This window comes from Paenibacillus marchantiophytorum (genome assembly GCF_014640555.1).
Taxonomy (GTDB): Bacteria; Bacillota; Bacilli; order Paenibacillales; family NBRC-103111; genus Paenibacillus_E; species Paenibacillus_E marchantiophytorum.
The window spans coordinates 73,088-95,397 of the sequence record NZ_BMHE01000027.1; the positions used below are offsets into that span (position 1 = coordinate 73,088).

Below are 22,310 nucleotides of genomic sequence, written 5' to 3' on the forward strand. Positions count from 1 at the left end.
ACTGCTGCGGGCTTTGCCATTCTTGGAGTTAGTGGACAAGGAAAGACTACGGCGATAGAGAGCTCTTTATTGCTATATCCTCAAGTGATCCATCATGTGGAATACAAAGGAAAACCTTTTATTAGGAAACAGATCGTGTGGTTAAAACTTAATTGTCCATTTGATGGTTCGCTTAAAGGGCTATGTTTTAACTTTTTGCAAGCAATCGATTCCCATTTGGGGACTAATTATTTTCAGAAGTTTGCCTCTAAAGGAGCATCCGTAGATATGCTCATTCCAATTATGGCACATCTTGCAACCCTTCATGGTCTTGGAGTCTTAGTTATAGATGAAATTCAAAATTTGAGCTTTATGAAAAGTGGTGGTGCCGAAAGAATGTTGAATTACTTTACACAACTGATTAATACGATTGGTGTTCCAGTTGTCTTGATAGGGACGTTTAAGGCGATGCGACTTCTATCAGGATCGTTTAGTCAGGCTCGTAGGAGCACAGGGCAGGGTGATTTAATTATGGATCGATTAACAGAGGGGGACGACTGGAACTATTTCATGAATGCTTTGTGGAGATATCAATGGACAGCAAAAAACTCTCCACTGTCGGAATCGATAAAGAAAACAATGTACGATCTATCTCAAGGTATCGTTGATATAGCAGTTAAACTCTATATGCTTGCTCAGTGGGAAGCGATGGAGGAAGCGGATCCGAAGGATGAAAAGATTACAGTAGGACTCCTAAAGTCTGTTGCCAAGAGACATATGCAGTTAGTACAGCCGTTATTAAAAATATTGAGAAGGAACGATCCAGCCCTATTATCCTTAGTGGATGATCTATATCCAGAATGGAATGTTCTAGATCAGTATCTCAAAAAATCATCTGAAAAAGTAAATATTCAAGGTGAGATTCGAACGAAGATATTGCGCGATGATAAAATCGAACAGGATCAAGAGAAATATATTGAACTTGTAAAGACAGCAATAGATTTTGGGGCCACATTTGCTTCAGCAGAACAGATAGCACAGCGAATCTTACAATCGAATGAAGCAGAAAAAGATTTTGTAGAGCTTAGGAAGCAAGTAGTGGAAGAGGTCACTTTAAGTGCTGGGACTGAAGATATTACACACCCTGTAGATAAAACTGCGAGTAGTAAAAAGAACTTACAGGAATCAAAAGCGAAGAAAAAGCAGAAGGAAGAGGAAATTTTAGAAATAGATGATTTAAGGAATGCTGCACGAGGAACAGATAAGGGAAGTGAAGCAATTTATGAAAAATTAGTCGAAATGGGGAGTATTCCGTCAAACGATGATATCTCGAGACTAATAATCTAATCTAGTGAAAATCGTACTAAACTGCATAGGAAAACGTGCTAGCGATTGAAGAGTAATTGAGTATTAATAGAGAGGATGATGATTCTATTGCTAGCACATTTCCCTACTTTATATAAAGACGAATTGTTATATAGCGGTATTGCCCGTTATCACCAAATTTCTGGTAATAGGACTCAGAAACAGACTATTGAAGACTTATTCGGAGATCGACTTGTGTGTGCAACTGTTGATTTGCCAAGTCATTTAGATAAACTAACAGATCGGATTAATGGTGGCTATTCAGTAAGACACTTTATCCAATACCATACGTTACTTCCGTACTACTCAACTTTCTTAAATAAAGAAAAAGTTAATGAAGCAAGAGAGCTGATGGCCCACGGAGCTTCATCGGGAGTAGTACACTCAAAATTAGGTCTTCCTGCGAGTCTTATTAAGTCTCCAGCTCAGCTAAAGTTTTGTCGGCAATGTTATAACGAAGATTTTGAGATAGGTGAGCCTTACTGGCACCGTTCTCATCAATTACCCGGTGTTGTTTTTTGTGATGTTCATAAAAAACAACTAATCAAAAGCAAAGTGACTTGCTCTACAAGTGATCACAAATTTGCATTTATACCGCTTTCTGAACTTAATACAGAACAATATCAGATTGAGGAGATTAACCCAAGATGGGTTGGGCATCTCCAGTTCATTGCTGAACAATCGGCGTTAATTCTGAATGCATCTCTCGGACAAAAAATACCCAACTACACGCCTGCATTGCAAGAGAAGGGGTATATGAATGACGGGGGGAGAGTTCGTTTCGATCGGCTTATAAGGGATTTTCAAGATTACTTTGGTGATGGGCTACTGCAATTTCTCCATTGCCCCATTAATTTGAAAAGTACTGATTCATGGCTGCATAAAGCAGTAAGGGGGAATAAAGAACTAACCCAGCCCCTCAGACACTTGTTACTATGTAGATACATTAACCAATCAAGTGAATCAAATAGAAATAATACAAGTACTTACCCATTTGGTGAAGGGCCGTGGCCATGTCTTAACAAGGCTGCCGTTCACTTTGAAGCAGCTGTCATTGAAAAATGTCAAGTTACTCGATGTTCCAAAACCAGGTTACCGGTCGGATCTTTCTCGTGTTCGTGTGGGTTTGTCTATTCACGTAGAGGGCCTGATAAAAGCATAGAGGACAGATACAGAGTAGGTAGGATTAAATGTTTTGGTGAGGCATGGTACACGAAGCTAATTGAACTGAATGGCAGCGACAAATCGTTGCGTGCAAAGGCTGCAACATTGGGTGTAGATCCTGGAACAGTGAAGAATCAAACGTCTTTCTTAACGAACAAATGTAAAACCAAAGTAAAATATCTCAGTATCGGAGGTATTTCTCCAAAAAAGAATAGAGAGAGAAAACAACGGAAAAGCACTTTTGGTAGAATTAATTGGGAAGAGAGAGATGCACTGTTATACCCCGAAATAGTAAACGCCGTTGTAAAAATTAAATCAAAGGACAAGCCACTTCGAATTTCCAAGAGTTCAATAGTAAGAAACATTGCGGCGGATAAATTGTTCTTTAAGATCACAGATAAAAATCTTGAGAAACTACCCAATACGAAAAAACTTATGCAATCATCGAGCGAGTCCACAGAAGAATACCAACTGAGAAGGCTTGTCTTGGCGGCTAGCAAACTGAGATGTACGGAGATGAAGGTCTTAGGCTGGAGGTTATTAAAAGTGGCTGGATTAAACCACCCCTTAAATAAAACCGTGTTTAAAAAAGTGAATGAATTAATTAGCTGAGACCGAACGTCCTATAGAAGAGGGGACTAAATGTATAACCTAGGATTTTTCCCAACTCCATATCCAAATGAAGATTTTAGAAGTGTGGTTTATCGATATCATTATTATGAACATGGTACAGTTTACTCCAAAACAATTCAGCAATTATTTGGCCTAAACACATTTAAAATTAGGCATCTTCCACGAAATCTTGAATTTTTGGGTCAAAGAGTACCGCGGCAGGTAAAAATGTCAGATATTTTACTTAAGACAACCTTACATCGACTTTTCCAGTTATTTACTACGAAGGATCAAAGTAAAGAAATTATTAATGATGTTCTATATGGCGATGAAGGTAAAACCTCGTTAGCCGGGGTTTTATCTGGAAGTTCAGAAAAGGGAATGATAAGTGAGAATATTTGTTATTGTCTAGAATGTTTGAATGATGATTATAAAACTTATGGTGAATGCTTCGTTCATAAATATCATCAAGTCCAATATATGGATGTTTGTTACAAACATAATGTATATCTTATTTCGAGGTGTCCGACATGTGATGAAGTACTCGCAAGATCAATTGGGGATAATCTCTTGTCTAAACCAGAGTGCCCCAATGGCCATTTATTAGTCGATGACGATTTGAATCAAACAGATACTTTGGGACAGTTAAAGTACGATTTGATTAGGGATATTATTTATCTTAATGAAAATAACTCAGATTTAGATGCAGTTGAGATGGCGCAGAAGTTCATTGCTTGTTTAGGGGATCGGGGGTATATACATCCGTCAGGAATTGTGTATAAAACCCAGCTATTACAAGGTTTTTTTGAATATTACTCTGAGAGTAAATTGATAGAGTTAGGTCAGAAAAAGAGTCAATTATATGCCCGGAGAACAATAAAGAGACTTTTTAATCCAGAATATATGAACTCACAAATACTTTTTTATATTTTACTCATGAGGTTTCTTGATAGGTCCGTAGAGCAATTTTTAAATACAAAATACTCATTTGCGGTAGACCTACCATTTGAATCTGGGCCTTGGGAGTGTCAGAATCCAAACTGTAGTTGTAGTCAAAAGAAAACGATAAAATCCTTTAAAATGATACAAAGAGGAGGTTTTATTTCTGGAGAATTCGAATGCAAAAAATGTGGTTATACGTACATTCGAAAAAAGCGATTCAAGAATAATGAACAAGACGAAACTTTTTTTATTGTGACAATAGGATTTAAATTACATGCTCAAATACAAGAGTTGGTTAATAGTGGATTAAATTTTACTGAAATATCTAAACAATTACATATTTCAGAAACAACCGTAGCGAAATATTCCCCAGGAAAATCCAAACGAATAAAGAAGGAAAGAACGAATATTTACTTGGATGAAATACTAAAAGGTATGAAAGAAGTAAGTGCTACTAGAGATGAACTCAAACGAATCCGATTTAGAGAAGTATTCAGGCATTTGTTACATGAGGAGAAGATACTAAGCAGGACAGATTTAAAGAAGCTATATCCTGTTCAATATAATTGGCTATCGAAGTATGACAAAGTATGGTTTGATAAAAATATGCCTACTGTATGTAAGGGAGGAAGTAGAGAACTAAATCTAGATTTAATCGATCTTGAAATAAGTAACCATATAAAAAGTATTTCAAAGCAATTATATAGTGAAAACCCTGTGAAACAAATAAAACCTTATACTATACTGGCACGATTGTCGAAAAAGGATACTGGTAGATATGGAATGTACAAATATTCATTCCCCTTATCCCAAAATGCTTTAAGTGAATGTGCTGAACAGAAGATAGATTATTTAATTCGTATTATACCGAAGATGGTTGAGTTTTTGAAAGGAAATCGGTATCGAGAAATTACTTTTGACAGCCTCAAAATTAGAAGAGGATACAAATATTGTACTGGCGATGATCAGCTTAAAATAGAAGCAGCGTTAAGGCACTATATTGAAAATACGAAGTAGAAATATATGAAACTGGTCTAGTATCTAATGATTTGCGTAATACAATTACCTCGAAATTAGTAGAGTTTCAGAGTGTACAGAATTAAAAGGGGGAATATGCCTCCTTTTTTTGTTTTCATTTGTTTGTATGAGAAGGAAAATAATGTCGATTGCTATCGAATGTATTATAATGGGAGTAGGTAAAAAGATATAGTCTGAAAGGCAGGGCTTATAGTCTATGAACATGAATGACCTAGATGACTTAATTTTATATGGTTACGAATGTGAATACTTAGATTTCAAAGAAAAACAATATTCTAAAGAAAAACATGTAGATCTACTAGCAGATGTTATGGCTATGGCCAATTCAAGGCATGTAGGTGATAAATACATAATAGTAGGAATTAAGGACCGTCCGGAAGGAAAAGAAATTAAAGGGATTAACCCCGAGGAGTTTATTGATTCTTCTGTATATACGCAGGTCATATTAAGTAATATAGAGCCTGATATTCAGATGGATTATTTCAAATATGACTTTAATGGAAAAGCATTAGGGGTAATCAGGATATTTAATACTGATAAAAAGCCATATATGATAAAGCGAAAAAATGAACGATTTAATGAAGGTTCTTGTTTAATTAGAAAAGGAAGTTTGAATGCTAATGCAAAACGAAGTGACTTTGATTATATGTACAGACATCATGGGGAGATAGAGATAAGACTCCTGGAGGATACATTACTGGCTGTGCATGACCGAGAGGGTTGTGCTTCCATTGAGGTGTTAATAACCAATAATACCGAATATCCATTAACGTTTGTTGCCGGAATGTTAATCGTATCAAATGATAAAGGAATAGAGCTTTCTCAGCATCCAGTGTATGGGATAAACGAAATAGCTGGAGCTGACTTTAGATTGGGTTTACAGCCGAAAACAGAAGTTATAGGGCGCTTATTTGTTGGGTTTAGTTCTGCTGATCCTCTACGATTGGATATGGATGAGCATGGTATTTGTGAGCAGCCGTTGGTGTGTCATTTAGCATTCAAGGATGGACGTGACAATATTTATCATACAGAGGTAGCGGGAAGAGTAATTGCGGATGGTGATTTCTTATGGAAGGTGAAGAGCAAGAAGGGCATAAAACATAAGTTTAGGACGCATTAGATTATTGTGAATGTCTGTTGTTGTTGCGGAATTACAACGTTCAGTAATTATATCGCCAAAAGGAGAGATTCTTAAGATCAATTTCATCCATCGTGACAATAAAGTCATATTTTTATAGGTAAAGGAGAAAGTATTTATGTATATATCGCAAATAAACATTCAAAACTTTCGGAGTTTTAATGGAATAGATAACATTATTGAATTTAGCGAGGGAGTAAATGTAATAATTGGCCATAATAATTCTGGAAAATCAAATTTGTTAAAAGCACTAGATTTAGTTTTAAATTGTGGATCCCCTAAAAAATTAGCAATAGATGATTTTAATAAGAGCATAAGTATTAAGGATTTGAAGGCGAAGTCACCTAAGGTTTCAATTACAGTTACATTTTCAGAATCGGTAAATGAAACAGAATACTCTGAGGATCTAATAACCGTGTCTACATGGTTGACTGAACTAAAAAGTCCCTATAAAGCGCAATTAACATATGAGTTTTATTTGCCAGAAAAAGAAGAGGCAGAATATCAAGAAATGTTAGCTGACATAGTCTCAGATGATATTGAGGAGTATTGGTTATCAATAAAACATAATTTTTTAAGGAAGTATAAGAGTAATATTTATGGGGGAAATCCTAACTATAAACAGGTTGCAGATGTTGAAGCATTGAAAAAAATCGATTTTCAATTTTTGGATGCAATACGAGATGTTGAACGGGATCTGTTCACTGGTAAAAACACCTTATTAAGGGAAGTAATAGATTTCTTTATAGATTATGAAATAAAGATTGATAAAACAAAAAATAAATCTCAACAACAAACTGAAATAAAACAACTGAAAAAAGAGTTCTCAACTAATGCCTCTCAGTTAATTAACACTTTAAAACGAAGAATGGAACGTGGGAAAAGAGAAATGCTCAGTTATGCAAGTAATACTGGAGCATCGTTTGGAAACGCTGAGCCTGATTTTGATGGTCATATTTTAGACACTGAACTTTACTCAGCGTTGAGATTAATAGTTAAATATCAATCGGGTATAACCGTTCCAGCTACGCATAACGGGCTAGGATATAATAATTTAATTTTCATGTCACTTTTATTAGCAAAAATGCAGAGGGATGCATCAGGAGATTACCTAGGGAGCAATGCAAAAGTTTTCCCCATACTAGCTATTGAAGAGCCTGAGGCACACCTGCATCCTGCAATGCAGTATAAGTTTTTAAAATTCCTAAGAGAGAATGCTAAAGAGAAGGTAAGGCAGATTTTTATTACAACACATTCTCCTAATATTACCTCTGCAGTAAGCTTGGATGAAATCATTTGTTTACACAAAAAAGATGATAATACCTTAAACATAGGATATTTAGGTAAAGCATTTGGCAAAGATTTAAAGTCTAAAACGTATGTACAGCGGTTTTTGGACTCTACCAAATCAGATATGTTATTTGCTAGAGGAGTAATTTTAGTAGAAGGAATCACAGAGCAATTAAATATGTCTATATTTGCACAATATGAAGAATTTGATTTAGAGAGTAATCATATATCGGTCATAAATATAGGTGGTCGCTACTTTGAACATTTTCTCAAGCTCTTCAATTCAAATAATAACTATACGCTTCACAAGAAAGTTGCTTGTATAACTGACCTTGATCCAACTAGAAAAGAGATAGCGGGTGATGATGGGTATAAAAAATGTTATCCATATGAACTTGAATTAGATGTGGGTAAATATATTTATAAATCCTGCTCAAATGACTTGGTTGATAAGTTTACTATGGGTACAGATGGAAAGAGTCAGCATAATAATATTGCATGCTTTTCGCAAAGAAAAAGCCAAGGAAAAACATTTGAATATGCTCTTGCATACACCAATCTGGATTGCAAGTTGATTTTGACGGAATCTATATCGAATTGCGAGGAACTTACTGATTTATTTGACTATTATCGAGACGGGAAACCGTTGGGTGAGATGATTGAATTGCTAGGGAAAAAAGGAAAAGAAAACAAAAGAATTATCGAAAGTATACTAAGTTACAAGGGAGCAGATAATCGGGAACATTTACTTGCTTCTAGGTATTTAAACTCCATTCAAAAAGGTGAAAATGCTTATGAATTAGCGAAAGCTTTAGATGAGAATCTTCTAAAGAAGAATGCTGCTAATTTCAAGGTTCCAGATTATATTAAGGATGCGATAAGATGGGTGTGCAGCTAGTCAATGCTGATTCTCAAATAGATATGGAACAACATTTCAAAATTACTGCTGGTCCTGGAGCAGGTAAAACAAGATTTTTAATACGCCATATTAAGAACGTCCTTCATAATTCAACTCGTTTAGGAAGAAACAGAAAAATCGCGTGTATCACATACACAAATGTGGGTGTTGAGACAATTCTACAAAGACTTGGTGATGAAGTTGATTATGTGGAAGTTTGTACAATACATAGTTTTCTTTTCACACATATAGTTAAACCATACTTGCACTTAATCAGCGATAAACATGAGATCAATCATATGAAAGTAGATGCACCATACGAACATATTGTCTCTAATGGTTATTTTAGAATGACAGACTTGAGTATGAAAAAAATACAAGAGCAGGAAATGAAAAAAGTATTTTGGTTTATTGATGGAGATTCTTGCAAATTGCATATACGTGGAAGAAAAAGTGATTTTCATAAGAGCCTTTTAAAATATAAAAAGATGTTTTGGGAAAAAGGAATTATACATTATGATGATGTACTGGCCTTTGCATGGGAGATTTTAAACTCATCTAAAGAAACTCTTCGAATAATTCGTTCTAAGTTTCCATATTTCTTCATTGATGAGTTTCAAGATACGAACCCAGTACAAACTGAGATTATTAAATTAATAGCCGAAAAAGAAACAATTGTTGGGGTTATTGGGGATAAAGCTCAATCGATATATGAGTTTCAAGGCGCAGATGTTAAACAGTTTGATAATTATATATTGTCGGGAATGGTATCTTACAAAATGGAGGATAACCATAGGAGTTCTGAAAACATTATTAATCTCTTAAATGGAATTAGAAAGGATATTGTTCAAAGGAGCCCAGACCTGAAAGAAGGGAACCTTCCATCTATTATCGTAGGGCAACCTTTGCAGGCACTAAAACATATACAAGATATTGTTGGTGAGGAACAGGTAACTACCCTTTCATACTCGAATCTTATGGCTAATTCGATGAGAAATAACACGGATTATGAAGATGGGCAGAAGTGGATGTTGATTGAAGATGCTTATATAGATTCAAATCCTGATCGGAGGAAAATTTTTATCTCAATGATAAAAGCAATAGAATATGCTAGACTTTCCCACTACAAAGAAGCTATAAAAGAATTAAGCAGACATTTAAGGATGTCAGACGATTATAATGGGCAAAAGACTTCATTAATTGTTATTAAGATGATGTTAGATGAATATCACGAATACAGTAATAGACCATTATGGATATTCTATGAGAAGCTATTGGGATTAGCTCACTTTAAGTTTCCAAAGATAAGAGAGAGTAAGGACGAAAAAACTGCATCAGAAATAGAGATATTTTACAAAAACACGTTATATTCAAATATTGCACTGAATGTAAAAATAGCCGAGGATGATAGCTTACATCGTACAATTCATAAAGCAAAAGGTAGCGAGTTCGACAATGTATTAGTAATTGTCAAAGGTAGGGATGGGTATAAGTACAATGAGGAAAGGGATTTGGGATTCTTGCTAAATCCGGATATTGATGGGAATGAGGATCACAGGGTTAACTATGTGGCTTGTAGTAGAGCTAAAAAGAAATTGTTTATTAACCTGCCTGAAATATCAGAAACGGCAAAGAAGAAGTTAGAGGTTATATGTATTAGAACTTTACACTAATAGAAACGTTGTTTCTTCAGGGTATCTAGATATAAAAATGAATAAATGAGGAATGGCGATTATGGTAGAAGATTGGCAAGGAGTACCCCTTCAAGAAATATCTACAATCGGTATAAGTACCAGTTTAAGCCGGAATTTAAATATAGATAAGACTCAGGTTGTTAATTATCGTACTTTATCTGAGAATAATGTGATTTCTGTAGAGAATTCAAAGCTTGAGTATAGTCAGCCACAAAAAAGATATAATTTATATTCAAAAGGTACAATTCTCATTTCATTGGGGAAGTTTAGTATTGGAATTGGTTTACTTGAAATCGATGCTTACGCAGAACAAGGCATTTGTGGCATTTACATTAATCCCGATTACGCTCTCCCAGAATATATATTTTATTTTTTAAAATGGTATCGATCGAAACACAATGAGCGCTGGAATCAAACATTATTAGGAAATATTCTCGTTCCTATTCCATCAAAGATGGAACAAAAAAATATAGTAGATTATATGCTGAAAATTGATACCATAAAACGAAAACGCGAAAAATTAATGTCTCTTGCATCCCAATATACATTAGCTCAGTACGGAGAAATTGTTGAAAAGGGAATTAGGTCACAACCCGTAAGTACTCTCGGGCATTTGTTAGATAATATAGAAGTCGGCCAAAAGATTCATCGTCATCAAGTCAATAGCGGCACTTTGATTTTAAAGGGGAAACCAAACAAGTATATACACAAACACTTAATAGAAATAGAACAGGGGGAACAAGGTTCCCTTTATCCAATACTAGCCAAACCAAATGATGTATTGTGGTATCGATACAGCAATAAGCAAACAATAGATCCAGTAATATTTCATAGGTGGGAAAGGCCAGTGGCAATCTCAAACGATTGGATACGCCTTACACCATCAAATAAAGTGTCCAAAGAATTTTTGGCAAAATACTTGGAAGAAAATTATCATGATACGAAATCTCTTTTTCAATATAAAAATAGAAGAGAGTTAATAGCGGTTATTTCGCAACTACCGATTAAAGTTCCTAGTATTCAAGATCAACAAATGTTCTCTTCAATTGCAATTATGACAAATAAAATAATATCTGATAATAGAGTAGCTTTAGACAAAATGAACTCGCTGTATCAGACATATGCTGATGAGATTTTCTTATCAAGGACACTTTTTGGAAGGAGTCAAAGACGATAAATGTTTAATGAACATGAATTTAGGGAATTTTCAGATGAGCTGTGGAAAGCGGCAAATCAAGATGGCAGAGGTGATTCCACGGCAATAATCGAACATATATCATACATCCTGTATTGTAGATTCAAGGGACATGATTATTTTTGGAATGACTTGATTAGTATTATTAATGCTAATGGGGCTCAGCAGGCTACTGAATTTTATCAAAAGGAATTGAGATCTAATATAAGATTTCTTTTCAGTAATGATTCCGAATTTTCTCCGCTCCCATTCGGCCCGAACGCTTTTGAACGTATTATCTATTTGTTAGACATAAACTTTAGTTATTATTCTGAGAACGAATTGATAGGGAAACTCTTTGAATCCCTTTTAGATAAAGCATATAGCCAAAAATCAGGGATCAACACAACTCCACGACTTCTTGCTAATTCTATGGCCAGAATGCTTATTGACACTAGTGACCTTGCGTCTAATGAATTAAGCATTTGTGATCCAACTTGTGGAACCGGGACGTTACTTATCTCAATTATTGAACAACTAGGTTTAAGATATCAACTTCTTTCAAACCCGATAGGGTTTGAAATTAATACTCTTGTTTCGAGGATAGCACAATTAAACATGATATTTCGGGGCTTACCTTCCTCAGAAATACATAACAAGGACAGTTTGTCTTTGTCTGAGAGACATCGTGGAAAATTCGATTTTGTCATCACCAATCCACCAATTTCAAAAAGATATGACCGAATGCCTGACACGATGTGGTATTCAATGGGAATGGGGTATTCAAAAAATGGCACACGAAGCTATGAGTTTATTGAGCTAGCACTTTCATTATTAAAGAGACAAGGTCGTTGTGCAATTATTGTCCCTGAGGGTATGTTATCAAGTAATGTGAGGTATGATATTGAGTTTCGACGTAATATATTATTGAACTTTCAAGTCGATGGAGTTGTTTCTTTACCACCGGGCATATTCCCTGGTACCGGAATAAAGACATCGCTCTTACTTGTTTCTAATAATCCAAGTAGTCTTAATAGGGAGATATGGTTTTATGAGTTTGATCAAAGACCCAATCAGTTACGCAATGATAAGCAATTATGGGATGAATTAATTGATTCATGGAATATGTATATTAAATATGGAAAAGGACCAGATATTAATCAAGACCATAATTGGATTACACCTTCTTGGGAAATTGAGGACAAACAGTACCAACTTGCTGCATCATCCTACAGAAAGCGTGTATTCGATAGAAAATGGTTGGACCCAAATCGCTTAATAAATGAGCTAAGAGAACTTGAAGGGCAAATAAGGACCGAGATGGATGAACTTTTTATGATTCATTCTAAGGAACGGACAGAATCCCCTCAAATAGGCACTAATTTCAAAGAAGTTACAACCACAGCCGCTGAAGCGGATTTAAACACTGTTATGCATGCTTTAAAGGAGCATTTATCAGAAAAACAAAAGGCTTTATTCGACATTTTTGTAGATGCACAGCAGCCTCTTGCCATTCATGAGGCTGCAAAATTAGTGAATAAAAAATTAAATGAAAGTACAAAATTGGGAGTTCAAGAAGCAAAGCAATTTACGGAATTATTACAGGCCCTAGGACTTATTGAAGCTGTATCATCAGGGGTGATGCTTTATCCCAAACAATCCTCTGAGGAGAGCGATCGAATAGTAAGCTTTCATAAGCCGATAAATATTATTCTATGGAAGAGAGCAACAAATTTGCTGAGGAGTTAAAAATTGTATGAGACTACTTAAGATACATATTAAGAAATATAAACAATTAAATGATTTTACAATTAACTTTAAAAGTATTGAAAGAAGCGTTGGGAAGGACCCTTTTCGGTTTTTAATTGGTAGAAATGGTGTTGGTAAAACATCACTGCTTGAAGCGATGGGACTAATTTTCACATGCATTATGCAAGATGAAACACCGGGATTTTACTTCGAGATGATGTATTCAATAGAACTTGATGGAGTAACAGTTAAAATCGAGGTACAGCCTAATGGTGATATTCTACAGCTTTCTCAGCGGGGTATTCCAGGTAATGCGCACGAAATAGATACAGAATCACGACTACAAGTTCATGTGGTGGACTCAACTGGCATGAAAACTCGGCTTGATTTACGTAAACGCCCGTTCAGTGAGTGGAAGGAATATCACCCTCGGCGGATTATTGGATATGCGTCGGGCCCAACTAACATTTTTGAGGATGTGTTACTACATTCACCCGAGGAATCGATTAAGAGTGATATTTATGATGCTCGTCATGGATCTCCTGCAGAGCAAGATTATGATTTGCAAATGTTAGAGATTGAGCATTCACTTATAAATCTACATCGTCTTTACGATGATGCTTCGTACTTATATATTGATGGTGAAACGTCAAAATATGTATTGCTTTGTTTAAGTGCTGCTATACCTTCATTATATTCGGAGAAAGAACCCAAACTTGATAAAAGGTATATTGCCCTTCGTGAAAAGTTGTTTGATATGATCGGAGGGGTAAAACCGATTGGAGTTACCTTTGTAGTTGATGAAGAAAAGCTTAAGGAATACATTGAATCGCATCAAGTTCCTCCTAGGTTTCAATTACTTGTAAAATGGATGAGTACACAAAGAGAACTACCTAAGGATCAGGCAATTTGCCATGTTTGGAATATTTCCAGAGATAAGACAAACACATCAAACGCTATTTTTAACCAAAGCATTAAAAAAGAGAGAGTTGCTTTTTTTTCCATTTCGGGGCATCAAAATGATGAATATCGATGCCAGGGGTTCGGGTTCGATATTAACCCATTTGATCTACTAACTATGCTTCTTGTTGCTAAACGAGAAGGCTTCCTTTTGGATGCACACCTCATGTTTAAACATAAAGGGTTAGAGCAACTAATTCATGAAGATGCCTTAAGTGACGGAGAGTATCTGTGGGTCGGGCGTCTAGGTCTAGTTCTACTATCACGTGCAAATGGAAATGGAGACGTTCTATTTTTATTTGATGAACCTGATGTCCATTTAAATGAATCTTGGAATGAACAATTCGTGGAAATGCTTCATCAACTGTCTGAAAATGACAAGGGGAAAACGAAGGATGAGTTTATAATCGCCACACATTCTACACTTTTGCTAACAGATGCGGATCCTGATCAATTGTATTTGTTAGAAAGATCTAGAATTGAACCTACTCATGTTGCGCCGATGTCAATCTCGACTTTCGCGGCAAATCGTGCAGAGATATCAAAACGTATTTTTGGAGTGGACTCACCTATTGGTCAATACTCAATGAGGTTGTTGAAGGAAAAATTCAACTCCGAAGATAAAAGAGAGTTAGTTGATCTTATGAAGAAAGTAGGCCCGGGTTACTATCGTTTCCGTATCCACACTCAAATAGAAAAACTGGAGCAATCAAAAGATAATGAGGAAGGAGGAAAAGAAAATATTACTTCAGACGAAGAAGACTAATGTAGAAACTGACATGCGTTTGGTATGTCAGTTTATTGAACGGGTTCTTCATTATGTGGCATATTCCAAAAGAACAAGATTTAATATTAATGATTTTAAAAAAAACTTTATGGGTCAAGGAGTAGATTGGTTTATTCGTTACAAGGCTGTAAGAGGTGGTCTTTCAAACTTATTCAAACTAAAGCAAGAAGATCGTAAAGCCCTCCACCTAGCCTTCCAAGGAGATATTAAGTTTTTTACATATTTAGAACGATTAAATTATAAATTAAAGTTCCCTGACCTTCCAAATTGCGTAAAGAAAGTTGCAAAGCCTTTTTTTGAAGCACTTTATGATGATATTTTGGGAGGTTCAACGGGATTTCGTATGAATGGACTTTCAGTGCCGCAGCTAAGGCGCGTACATGTAAGAAAGGGGTATTTTGAGGCAAATAAAAAAACTAATGGCTATTTTAATCCGGTATGTCCTGCATGTCTCGGTGAGATTGCCGTTACAGAAAAAGATGGTTATGCTGATTTGGATCATTATTTAACTAAGTCAATTTACCCAACTCTATCTATTTCTCCAGATAATTTAATTCCACTTTGTAAAACTTGCAATGAGAATATCAAAGGTGCTCAAGATCCATTAAAAAATTATCCTAAAAAAGGAGGTCTTCTAAATATTTTTTTTCCTTACCATCGTCCGGGCATAGATTCTATCACTGTAGAGATTAATCAACGTGATCCTGATGAAAAGTTTATGGTTGTTACCGTAAAAGGGAAGGAATCTGAAAGTATTAGAGTTGAAAATTTCGAAGCTTTATTCCAGTTAAATGAACGATGGTCTGGGAAAATAAACTCCAGTTTGTATGAAACGGTCAGAGCCCATATTATAAGTGAATTCATAGATGGAGAGGAGCTTTTAACTGAAACCTCGGTTCGAAAGAAACTTAACAAGATGTATACTGCAGAGATGCGTATACGATCAACTGTCCCAGATTCCTACTTATTGGCTCAATATATAAATATCCTTACTGTGAGTAGTGATAAATTTGTGGGGTTTTATAAGGATATAACCGAAACAATAGAACTTGAATTAAAAGAAGGATGTTTATAGAAAATTTGAGTCCAATTGGTCGGTTCACAACTTTCTTTACATGGTAATTTTTAGTGGTTCACGACTTTCTTTTTTTTGCCTTTATCACGAGCCGCGGCAAACCCGGTAAAATCAACAAAATCGGTTCACGACTTTTATATCACCTGACAAAGATGTCTCGATGTAAAAAAGTCGGAAAGTAGTAAAGAATGTTGGAAAACGACCTCAGAGAGAAAGTCCCGATGAAAAATACACACTCATCGGGACTTTCTTTTTTTATATTGAAAGGAGACAAGCATTTCTTCTTTCTTAGGAGATCGAATTTGTTTCTTCGATCTGCTTCATTTGAGTTCTTACCGATTGACTCCATCAAATTCCCCTCAAGTCCTAGCTTACTCACTTGTTCGAAGTATTGTACCGCGTCACCTTCATACACTTTTACCTTTGTATAAAGGTCTGTTTCTACAAATGATTCCTCTAATAACTCTTTTTGTTTGATAAAAACCGAGCTGACAATGCTTCGAAATATGGCTTGCCATCATTATTCTGGTAATCTGTGATTCTGTAGCTCAGGAAATTTAATTGTCATATTAGTATTGTGTATACAATACACGTTAAGTTTTTTTATATTGGAGACCATACATCTGAAACCTTCTAATTTTAATTTTGAGATATGATTACTGGAGTTGATAGGTTTATTTTCTGCAGCATAAGTTAAAAGTTGTGGAGAAACAAACATAATAAAACACCTCGTGATAATTGTACAATGAGGTGTTAGAGATTGCTTTAGGAGATTGTATGGAATATAAATATTACAAAAACAGTAGGATCAATAAAGATGTTACAAAAAAATAGGATTTTCTCAATTGCAAAAAATAAGTAAAACTTGGCAATAAATTAATTGAACCAGCAAAAAGCAACTTAGCACCAACACAGAAAAAGAAAATCCAAGTTATCAGCTTTTGAAAAAATATAAGTGAACCATACATAAAACCTATTTTTATTTCACTTTGATCTGACTCTGCAAAGGTAGCTGCACTCTCATCATTAAATTCAACCCCTTCAACAAGCAAGGGACTCCCACAATTGCCACAAAACTTTTGTGATTTGTTATTTGTTGAGCAATTCGGACATTTTATCATATGGATACCTCAAGTAGTCCACAGTTGTGTGGAATTTATTATATTACAATAATATGCAAATTCTAACATTATTCGCCGAAAATTTCAGTAATTATTTTTCTGATGTGTGTATTTTTACTTATAAAAAACTCATTTTATTAGATAAAAAAGAAGAAACGCTATAAAATAACGTTTCACCTTATGTAAATCAATCTTTACATCTGTGTGTCTTTATTAGTTAATGTAATTAATGGATACATTACAATTTCTTGTTCTATCGTGCTTCATTAATAACATCTAATAGACTATACGAAAGAGTATTTCCTACAAAAGGTCTCAATGCATCAATCAATCTTGCCCTTTTGTCTTGATCATCCCAAATTTCACCATTATTGTGAACAATACAGTTTCTAATTTCATTCAATTTTAGTATTATATCAGATTCTGTCGGCAATGTCGTACCTAGTTCCTCGAAATACTTCTCCATTCTATCGAACAATGGCATATTACCATATCTTTAGGACTAAAGGTGCTTCTTTCGAATTTGCCACATATTCAACTAGATTATGCAAACATTTCTCGAAAGTTGATGCAACCGATATAAAAAGAGAAGTATGTGAAATAATAGGAAATATAGTGAGCATCTCTATATTTTTTAATTCAGTAAATACATACGGGATCTCTTCTTTTCCAGTATTAATTGTAATACCTTCTGTTCGCACAACATATTCATCTAATTTCTTACTAACCATTCTTTAGCTAGAAAATAGAGCTAATAGAAATTGAAACTGTTATGTATATTATGTAGTTACTTAATCCAATCCTCTTTACACTTCCCTATTCACAAACTTGTTTACATTCTTTATTCATGTATGGGACAAATACATCTACGTGACTCGTTAAGACAAAATCCAAACTCTGAGACATTATGTAGCAGCAACCAGTGCCGCGGAACTTCAAGATCGATATAGTATTTTCGTTTAATACATCTTAGTTACTATATCATATTATCTTTGTGCTTAAATTAATAATAAGTAAAATAGAATCCATTATAAGGAAGTTGAATCCTATAATTATAATTTATTGGAAAATAATTGAATTTTATAATATTATTATCCTGTAGTTAAATATAGTAATAATTGGAAGGAATGGTACTGTGTTCAATCATGGTTTAAAGAAATTATTAACTGTAGGGCTTATCGCATCTTCACTTGTTGTTACTGCTCAATCAGCTTTTGCCACTTCACCTTATGTAGAAGAAAATGAGACGTATAATAATAACATTAACACACCGACAAGTTTTAGCTGGGGTCAATATGCTACAGGATACATTGAAAGTAGTTCTGATAGTGATTGGTGGTCTTTTTATGCAGACGCAAACCAAGGTGGAAGACCTGTTACTCTAGTATTAAACACACCTCAAAATAAAGACTACAGATTTACTGCAATAGATAGTATTGGTTCCCGTCCAGACAATTTCACATGGGGAACTCAACAAAACGGTCTAATTACGGCTTCATTTACATTGAGAGCAAACACTACCTATAAATTTAGAATTTATGGAACTGGCCCTGACGATTTCACTCCTGTATCTGGTAATTCTTCAGATAAGTACTATTTATCTGTTAACTAACTCATAACTATTTTTAAACATCTATTCCCCTTTATTTACTAAGGGGATTTTTTATTTTCTAACAACTTTCGAGAAATTGGCTGTTGAAAATTATTTTCAAATTCTTTTTTATAAGATAATAAAATTAAATTTTTTAATATGTATTTACAGTATATTCCATTATTAATTCTCAAGTAAGTGAGATGCATAACCGCCCCTTTCCTCCAAGATTGTTGGCTGGTTATTTCTCCTCCCCTGCTTGTTTTCTTATTTTGGCTTTTTTCCTAGGGATAAAAAAATCCATGTTGAGTGACATTAAAGTTGGTAACTCAACTTTCGCACCTAAGAAAGCAGTCTAATTCCTTGCCGCTGTAAGAGTATAGAAGAAAAATATGCATCTCTTGACAGAAAAACACCCTCTTTGTTTGGTATCATGGAAGTATCGAGCAACCATGCAAACAAAGAAAGGTGTTGTAATTCATATGTTACACCAAAAACCCTTGTCTGAACAGGCAAAAACACGTTGTTCTATCTGGTTCTCAACCTTACAAATTGGTCAACTCTTACGAAAAGCTGGAATTAACAAGTCGTTTGGTCCGTCCAGTTTAGCTGTGTTTCAAATCTTGTTCTCTCTCGTGTTTGAAGGTCGAAATTGGTTTCGTCTTTTGGAGAGTGAGCGTGGTGCGTCGCTACCTGGAAAAGACGTCATCTATCGTTTTCTTAATCAAGGCACTTTCGCTTGGCGGAAGTTTCTTCATAGCTTTGCTTTAAAAATCATCCAGCACTTTGAATCGCTTATTACTCCTTCGCGGACGCGTGTTTTTATCATCGACGATTCCGTTTTAAACCGTAATCGGAGTAAGAAAGCCGAGCTTCTAGCTCGAGTATTCGACCATACGACTGGCCGTTTCACCAAGGGGTTTACCATGCTAACGCTCGGTTGGTCAGACGGGTTTAGCTTTGCTCCAATTGACTTCGTCATGTTTTCTTCGGCCAAACTGGTGAATCGAATTTGCGAAATGAAAGAACATCTATACAAGCGCAGTCATGGGTACAAACGTCGGCTAGAGGCTCTCACCCGTAAGCCGGACGCCGTCGTAGACTTGTTACAGCGTGCACTTTCTGCTGGATTTACAGCTGGTTTACTCAAGCACCGTTACTTCGGAAGCTTGATACAATGGGACTTTCGGTTATTGGAATTGCTCAAAGAGATGAAACAACGCTATCGCTTGAATGACAAGTTGATGAGCTTGAAAGAGCTATACAGCACGCTTCCTAAAAACAAAAACAATGAAATCTTAGGTTCTGTCATCGTCGAAACAGCTTGCGGGTTACCTGTTAAGTTGGTTTTTGTCCAAAACCGTAACAAACGCCGGGAATGGCTGGCGATCCTCAGCACCGATCTGACGGTAAGTGCAGAGGAGGTCGTTCGAATCTACGGAATGCGTTGGAGCATCGAGACCTTTTTCAAATTCACCAAAAGCTATCTTAAGCTCGGAACTGAATTCCAAGGTCGTTCATTTGACATGCTGATCAGCCATACAACGGTCGTATTTAGCCGTTATTTAGTTATGGAATTTGAACGGCGGCAGGAGAATGATACCAAGTCGCTAGGCGGTCTATTTTTCCTTTTTGCAGATGAAGTAAGAGATTTGGATTACCAAACCGCGTTGCAGCAACTAATGACATTTTTCCTACAGATCGCCAAAGCCAAGACAAAACGGGAGAAGTCCAATGTATTTTGTCAACTCCATGAGTGGATCCTCGGTTTGCCCAGCTACATCAAGGGTTTGTTCAAAGATCTAAGCTGCGAAAGTTGAGTTGGTAAGAAATTTAAGCATTATAGAAAGTCCCAATTTTTCAGATGTTCGGGACATTATTAATTGCAAAAAAGAATGAATTTAATTGCAATATTGATGATTAAATAATAATTGAGAATGATATATTTAAATCAAACAATTCTTCTGTTTTAACAGAAGGAGAATGAGGCGTGATATCAAATTATTGGTTGTTAGATGCGTGTGATCAAAAAGAAATAGATGAAATCATTAAAATAAAGACTTCTTTAAATATAGAAAAATCAAAGCTGATATAAATACATGATCTCTTAGTTAGTCCCGGTGAGCTATTACAGTCACCGGGACTATTTTTTTTGTAGACTTACGAAGGGGCATTCAGCTAACGGACAGGATAATTGAAAGATAATCTGCCGTTTGTGGTTTATATAATTCTGACTATATTCTTTGAAATCGCAGAATGTTCTTCAAATATTTTCAAATCATGAAACGGTAAGGGGATTAATCCTTGTTTATGAGCATTTGATAAAAAATTCTCATTGTTTTCTGTATTAGAATAAACCCCAATAGGTCTATTACTTTGTATATTTTCACACCAATAACACTCATCACCAGTGATTACGTAGTCTTTGTTATCATTTGTAAAATAGATAACAGAGGATCCATCGCTATGTCCACCAATGACTTTAAACCTAAAAAGATTTTCGTAAGTATATTCATCTTCTACGGTTACTGGATTACATTGCAGCAGTTTTTCTTTAATGGAATCCGAGCAATTGTTAATTGCAAAATCGTAGTCAATTTTAGAAATAATTATTGTAGGGTTATCCATTAGATCCAAGTTTTCAATATGGTCAAAATGGCTATGTGTTATAATGACAACATCAGCAGATACTTTATTGTTTATTATCTTTCCTAATTCATTTTCGACTCCAGTAAATGTAATTCCCCACTTAGATGCAGTAGCCTCATCTCGAAACCCTGTATCAATAAATATAATTTTATCATTATACTTTGCTATATAATAAGACCACGAAATAGTTGTTTTCATTTCTGAATTACCCATATCACGATAAATATACTTATAGTAAAACGGAGATTCTCCAAATTTAACAGCATAAAGTTCCATAGATTCTTTCATCCCCTTTAGTATTCTTATTTTTAGTATTCGATAATATTTTTAGTATTCCTTTGTAAAGCTTTATGCAGCTGTGGAAGGTTTTCAACTGAAAATACTCACCTTTTAAACTTACGACAGCTACCAAGGCAGAACCGTTTTAGAAAGTTATTACGCTAACGGGCAGGATTGCGTAGTGGTTACTTAACTACTGGGAAGATGGTAAGATAAGGATATCCTTTGGAAATTATTCACTCTATCGGGAGGAGTCAAGAATGATTCAATCAATTGTTCATATTGCTCTTGTGGTCAAAGATTATGATGAAGCCATAGATTTTTATACTAAGAAGCTGAACTTCACTTTAGTTGAGGATATCTATCAACCTGAACAAGATAAACGATGGGTAGTAGTATCTCCACCAGGTTCTGTTGGTACCACAGTATTGCTTGCAAAAGCATCAAAACAGGAACAAGATATGTTTATTGGAAACCAGACGGGTGGTAGAGTTTTCCTGTTTTTAAGCACGGATGACTTCTGGAGAGATTATAATGACATGGTGTCAAAGGGAATTGAGTTCGTTAGAGAGCCCGAAGAACAATCATATGGAATTGTCGCCGTATTTAAAGATTTATATGGGAACCTATGGGATTTACTAGAGTTCAGTGAAGATCATCCTATTTCCAAGAGAATAAAATAGTAACTACTTAGGTCTACCCAAAATTTTGTTGGATATTTTCTTCGTTGGCACAAGGGAATATGAATAAATATGGAGAATAGAGATTTATTCCATATTAGGGACGTGAGCCAATTGAAATGCAC

At 35.3% G+C, this 22,310-nt stretch carries 14 protein-coding genes and 1 pseudogene; 13 read left to right on the forward strand and 2 right to left on the reverse strand.

The features are described from left to right. Positions 1-12: 12 nt before the first annotated feature. The 10 genes and pseudogenes from IEY34_RS22520 to IEY34_RS22565 all read left to right on the forward strand — a co-directional run. Positions 13-1,326: pseudogene (locus tag IEY34_RS22520) on the forward strand (ATP-binding protein); the annotation flags it as partial. A gap of 75 nt (positions 1,327-1,401) precedes the next feature. Beyond that, complete coding sequence (locus tag IEY34_RS22525; protein ID WP_189015336.1) at positions 1,402-3,120, forward strand: TnsD family Tn7-like transposition protein; 1,719 nt, start codon at positions 1,402-1,404, stop codon at positions 3,118-3,120. Positions 3,121-3,150: 30 nt separating this feature from the next. Next, complete coding sequence (locus IEY34_RS22530; protein ID WP_189015338.1) at positions 3,151-5,079, forward strand: TnsD family Tn7-like transposition protein; 1,929 nt, start codon at positions 3,151-3,153, stop codon at positions 5,077-5,079. Positions 5,080-5,296: 217 nt separating this feature from the next. Further along, positions 5,297-6,220, forward strand: a complete 924-nt coding sequence (locus IEY34_RS22535; protein WP_229757787.1) for an AlbA family DNA-binding domain-containing protein — start codon at positions 5,297-5,299, stop codon at positions 6,218-6,220. Positions 6,221-6,356: 136 nt separating this feature from the next. Then, entirely contained in the window at positions 6,357-8,426 is a 2,070-nt protein-coding gene (locus IEY34_RS22540; protein ID WP_189015340.1) for an AAA family ATPase, read from the forward strand. Beyond that, a complete protein-coding gene (locus IEY34_RS22545; RefSeq protein ID WP_189015342.1) occupies positions 8,411-10,099 on the forward strand; it encodes a UvrD-helicase domain-containing protein in 1,689 nt (562 codons plus the stop codon). The genes IEY34_RS22540 and IEY34_RS22545 overlap by 16 nt, the downstream gene beginning before the upstream one ends. Before the next feature lie 61 nt (positions 10,100-10,160). Then, on the forward strand, positions 10,161-11,297 hold the full coding sequence (locus tag IEY34_RS22550; protein WP_189015344.1) for a restriction endonuclease subunit S: 1,137 nt from the start codon (positions 10,161-10,163) through the stop codon (positions 11,295-11,297). Then, positions 11,298-13,043: an HsdM family class I SAM-dependent methyltransferase gene (locus tag IEY34_RS22555; protein ID WP_189015346.1), complete on the forward strand. Its 1,746-nt coding sequence runs from the start codon at positions 11,298-11,300 to the stop codon at positions 13,041-13,043. It begins immediately after the preceding gene. A 7-nt stretch (positions 13,044-13,050) separates the two neighbouring features. Continuing rightward, on the forward strand, positions 13,051-14,769 hold the full coding sequence (locus tag IEY34_RS22560; RefSeq protein ID WP_189015347.1) for an AAA family ATPase: 1,719 nt from the start codon (positions 13,051-13,053) through the stop codon (positions 14,767-14,769). Beyond that, entirely contained in the window at positions 14,723-15,865 is a 1,143-nt protein-coding gene (locus IEY34_RS22565; RefSeq protein ID WP_189015349.1) for a hypothetical protein, read from the forward strand. Before IEY34_RS22560 ends, IEY34_RS22565 begins: the two co-directional genes overlap by 47 nt. A gap of 791 nt (positions 15,866-16,656) precedes the next feature. Here the strand turns inward: IEY34_RS22565 and IEY34_RS22570 are convergent. After that, on the reverse strand, positions 16,657-16,986 hold the full coding sequence (locus IEY34_RS22570; RefSeq protein ID WP_189015351.1) for a zinc ribbon domain-containing protein: 330 nt from the start codon (positions 16,984-16,986) through the stop codon (positions 16,657-16,659). 1,135 nt (positions 16,987-18,121) lie between these two features. Between IEY34_RS22570 and IEY34_RS22575 the strand changes: the two genes are divergently transcribed. After that, positions 18,122-18,598 (forward strand): hypothetical protein, encoded by a 477-nt coding sequence (locus IEY34_RS22575; RefSeq protein ID WP_189015353.1) that lies wholly within the window; start codon positions 18,122-18,124, stop codon positions 18,596-18,598. 431 nt (positions 18,599-19,029) lie between these two features. After that, positions 19,030-20,397, forward strand: a complete 1,368-nt coding sequence (locus tag IEY34_RS22580; protein ID WP_444544034.1) for an IS4 family transposase — start codon at positions 19,030-19,032, stop codon at positions 20,395-20,397. Between the two features lie 400 nt (positions 20,398-20,797). Here the strand turns inward: IEY34_RS22580 and IEY34_RS22585 are convergent, their stop codons facing one another. After that, positions 20,798-21,502 carry an MBL fold metallo-hydrolase gene (locus IEY34_RS22585; RefSeq protein WP_189015355.1) on the reverse strand — a complete coding sequence of 235 codons (705 nt, stop codon included), beginning with the start codon at positions 21,500-21,502 and terminating at the stop codon, positions 20,798-20,800. Positions 21,503-21,765: 263 nt separating this feature from the next. Here IEY34_RS22585 and IEY34_RS22590 point away from each other — a divergent pair, with 263 nt between their 5' ends. Then, positions 21,766-22,188 carry a VOC family protein gene (locus IEY34_RS22590; RefSeq protein WP_189015357.1) on the forward strand — a complete coding sequence of 141 codons (423 nt, stop codon included), beginning with the start codon at positions 21,766-21,768 and terminating at the stop codon, positions 22,186-22,188. The last annotated feature ends 122 nt before the right edge of the window (positions 22,189-22,310 follow it).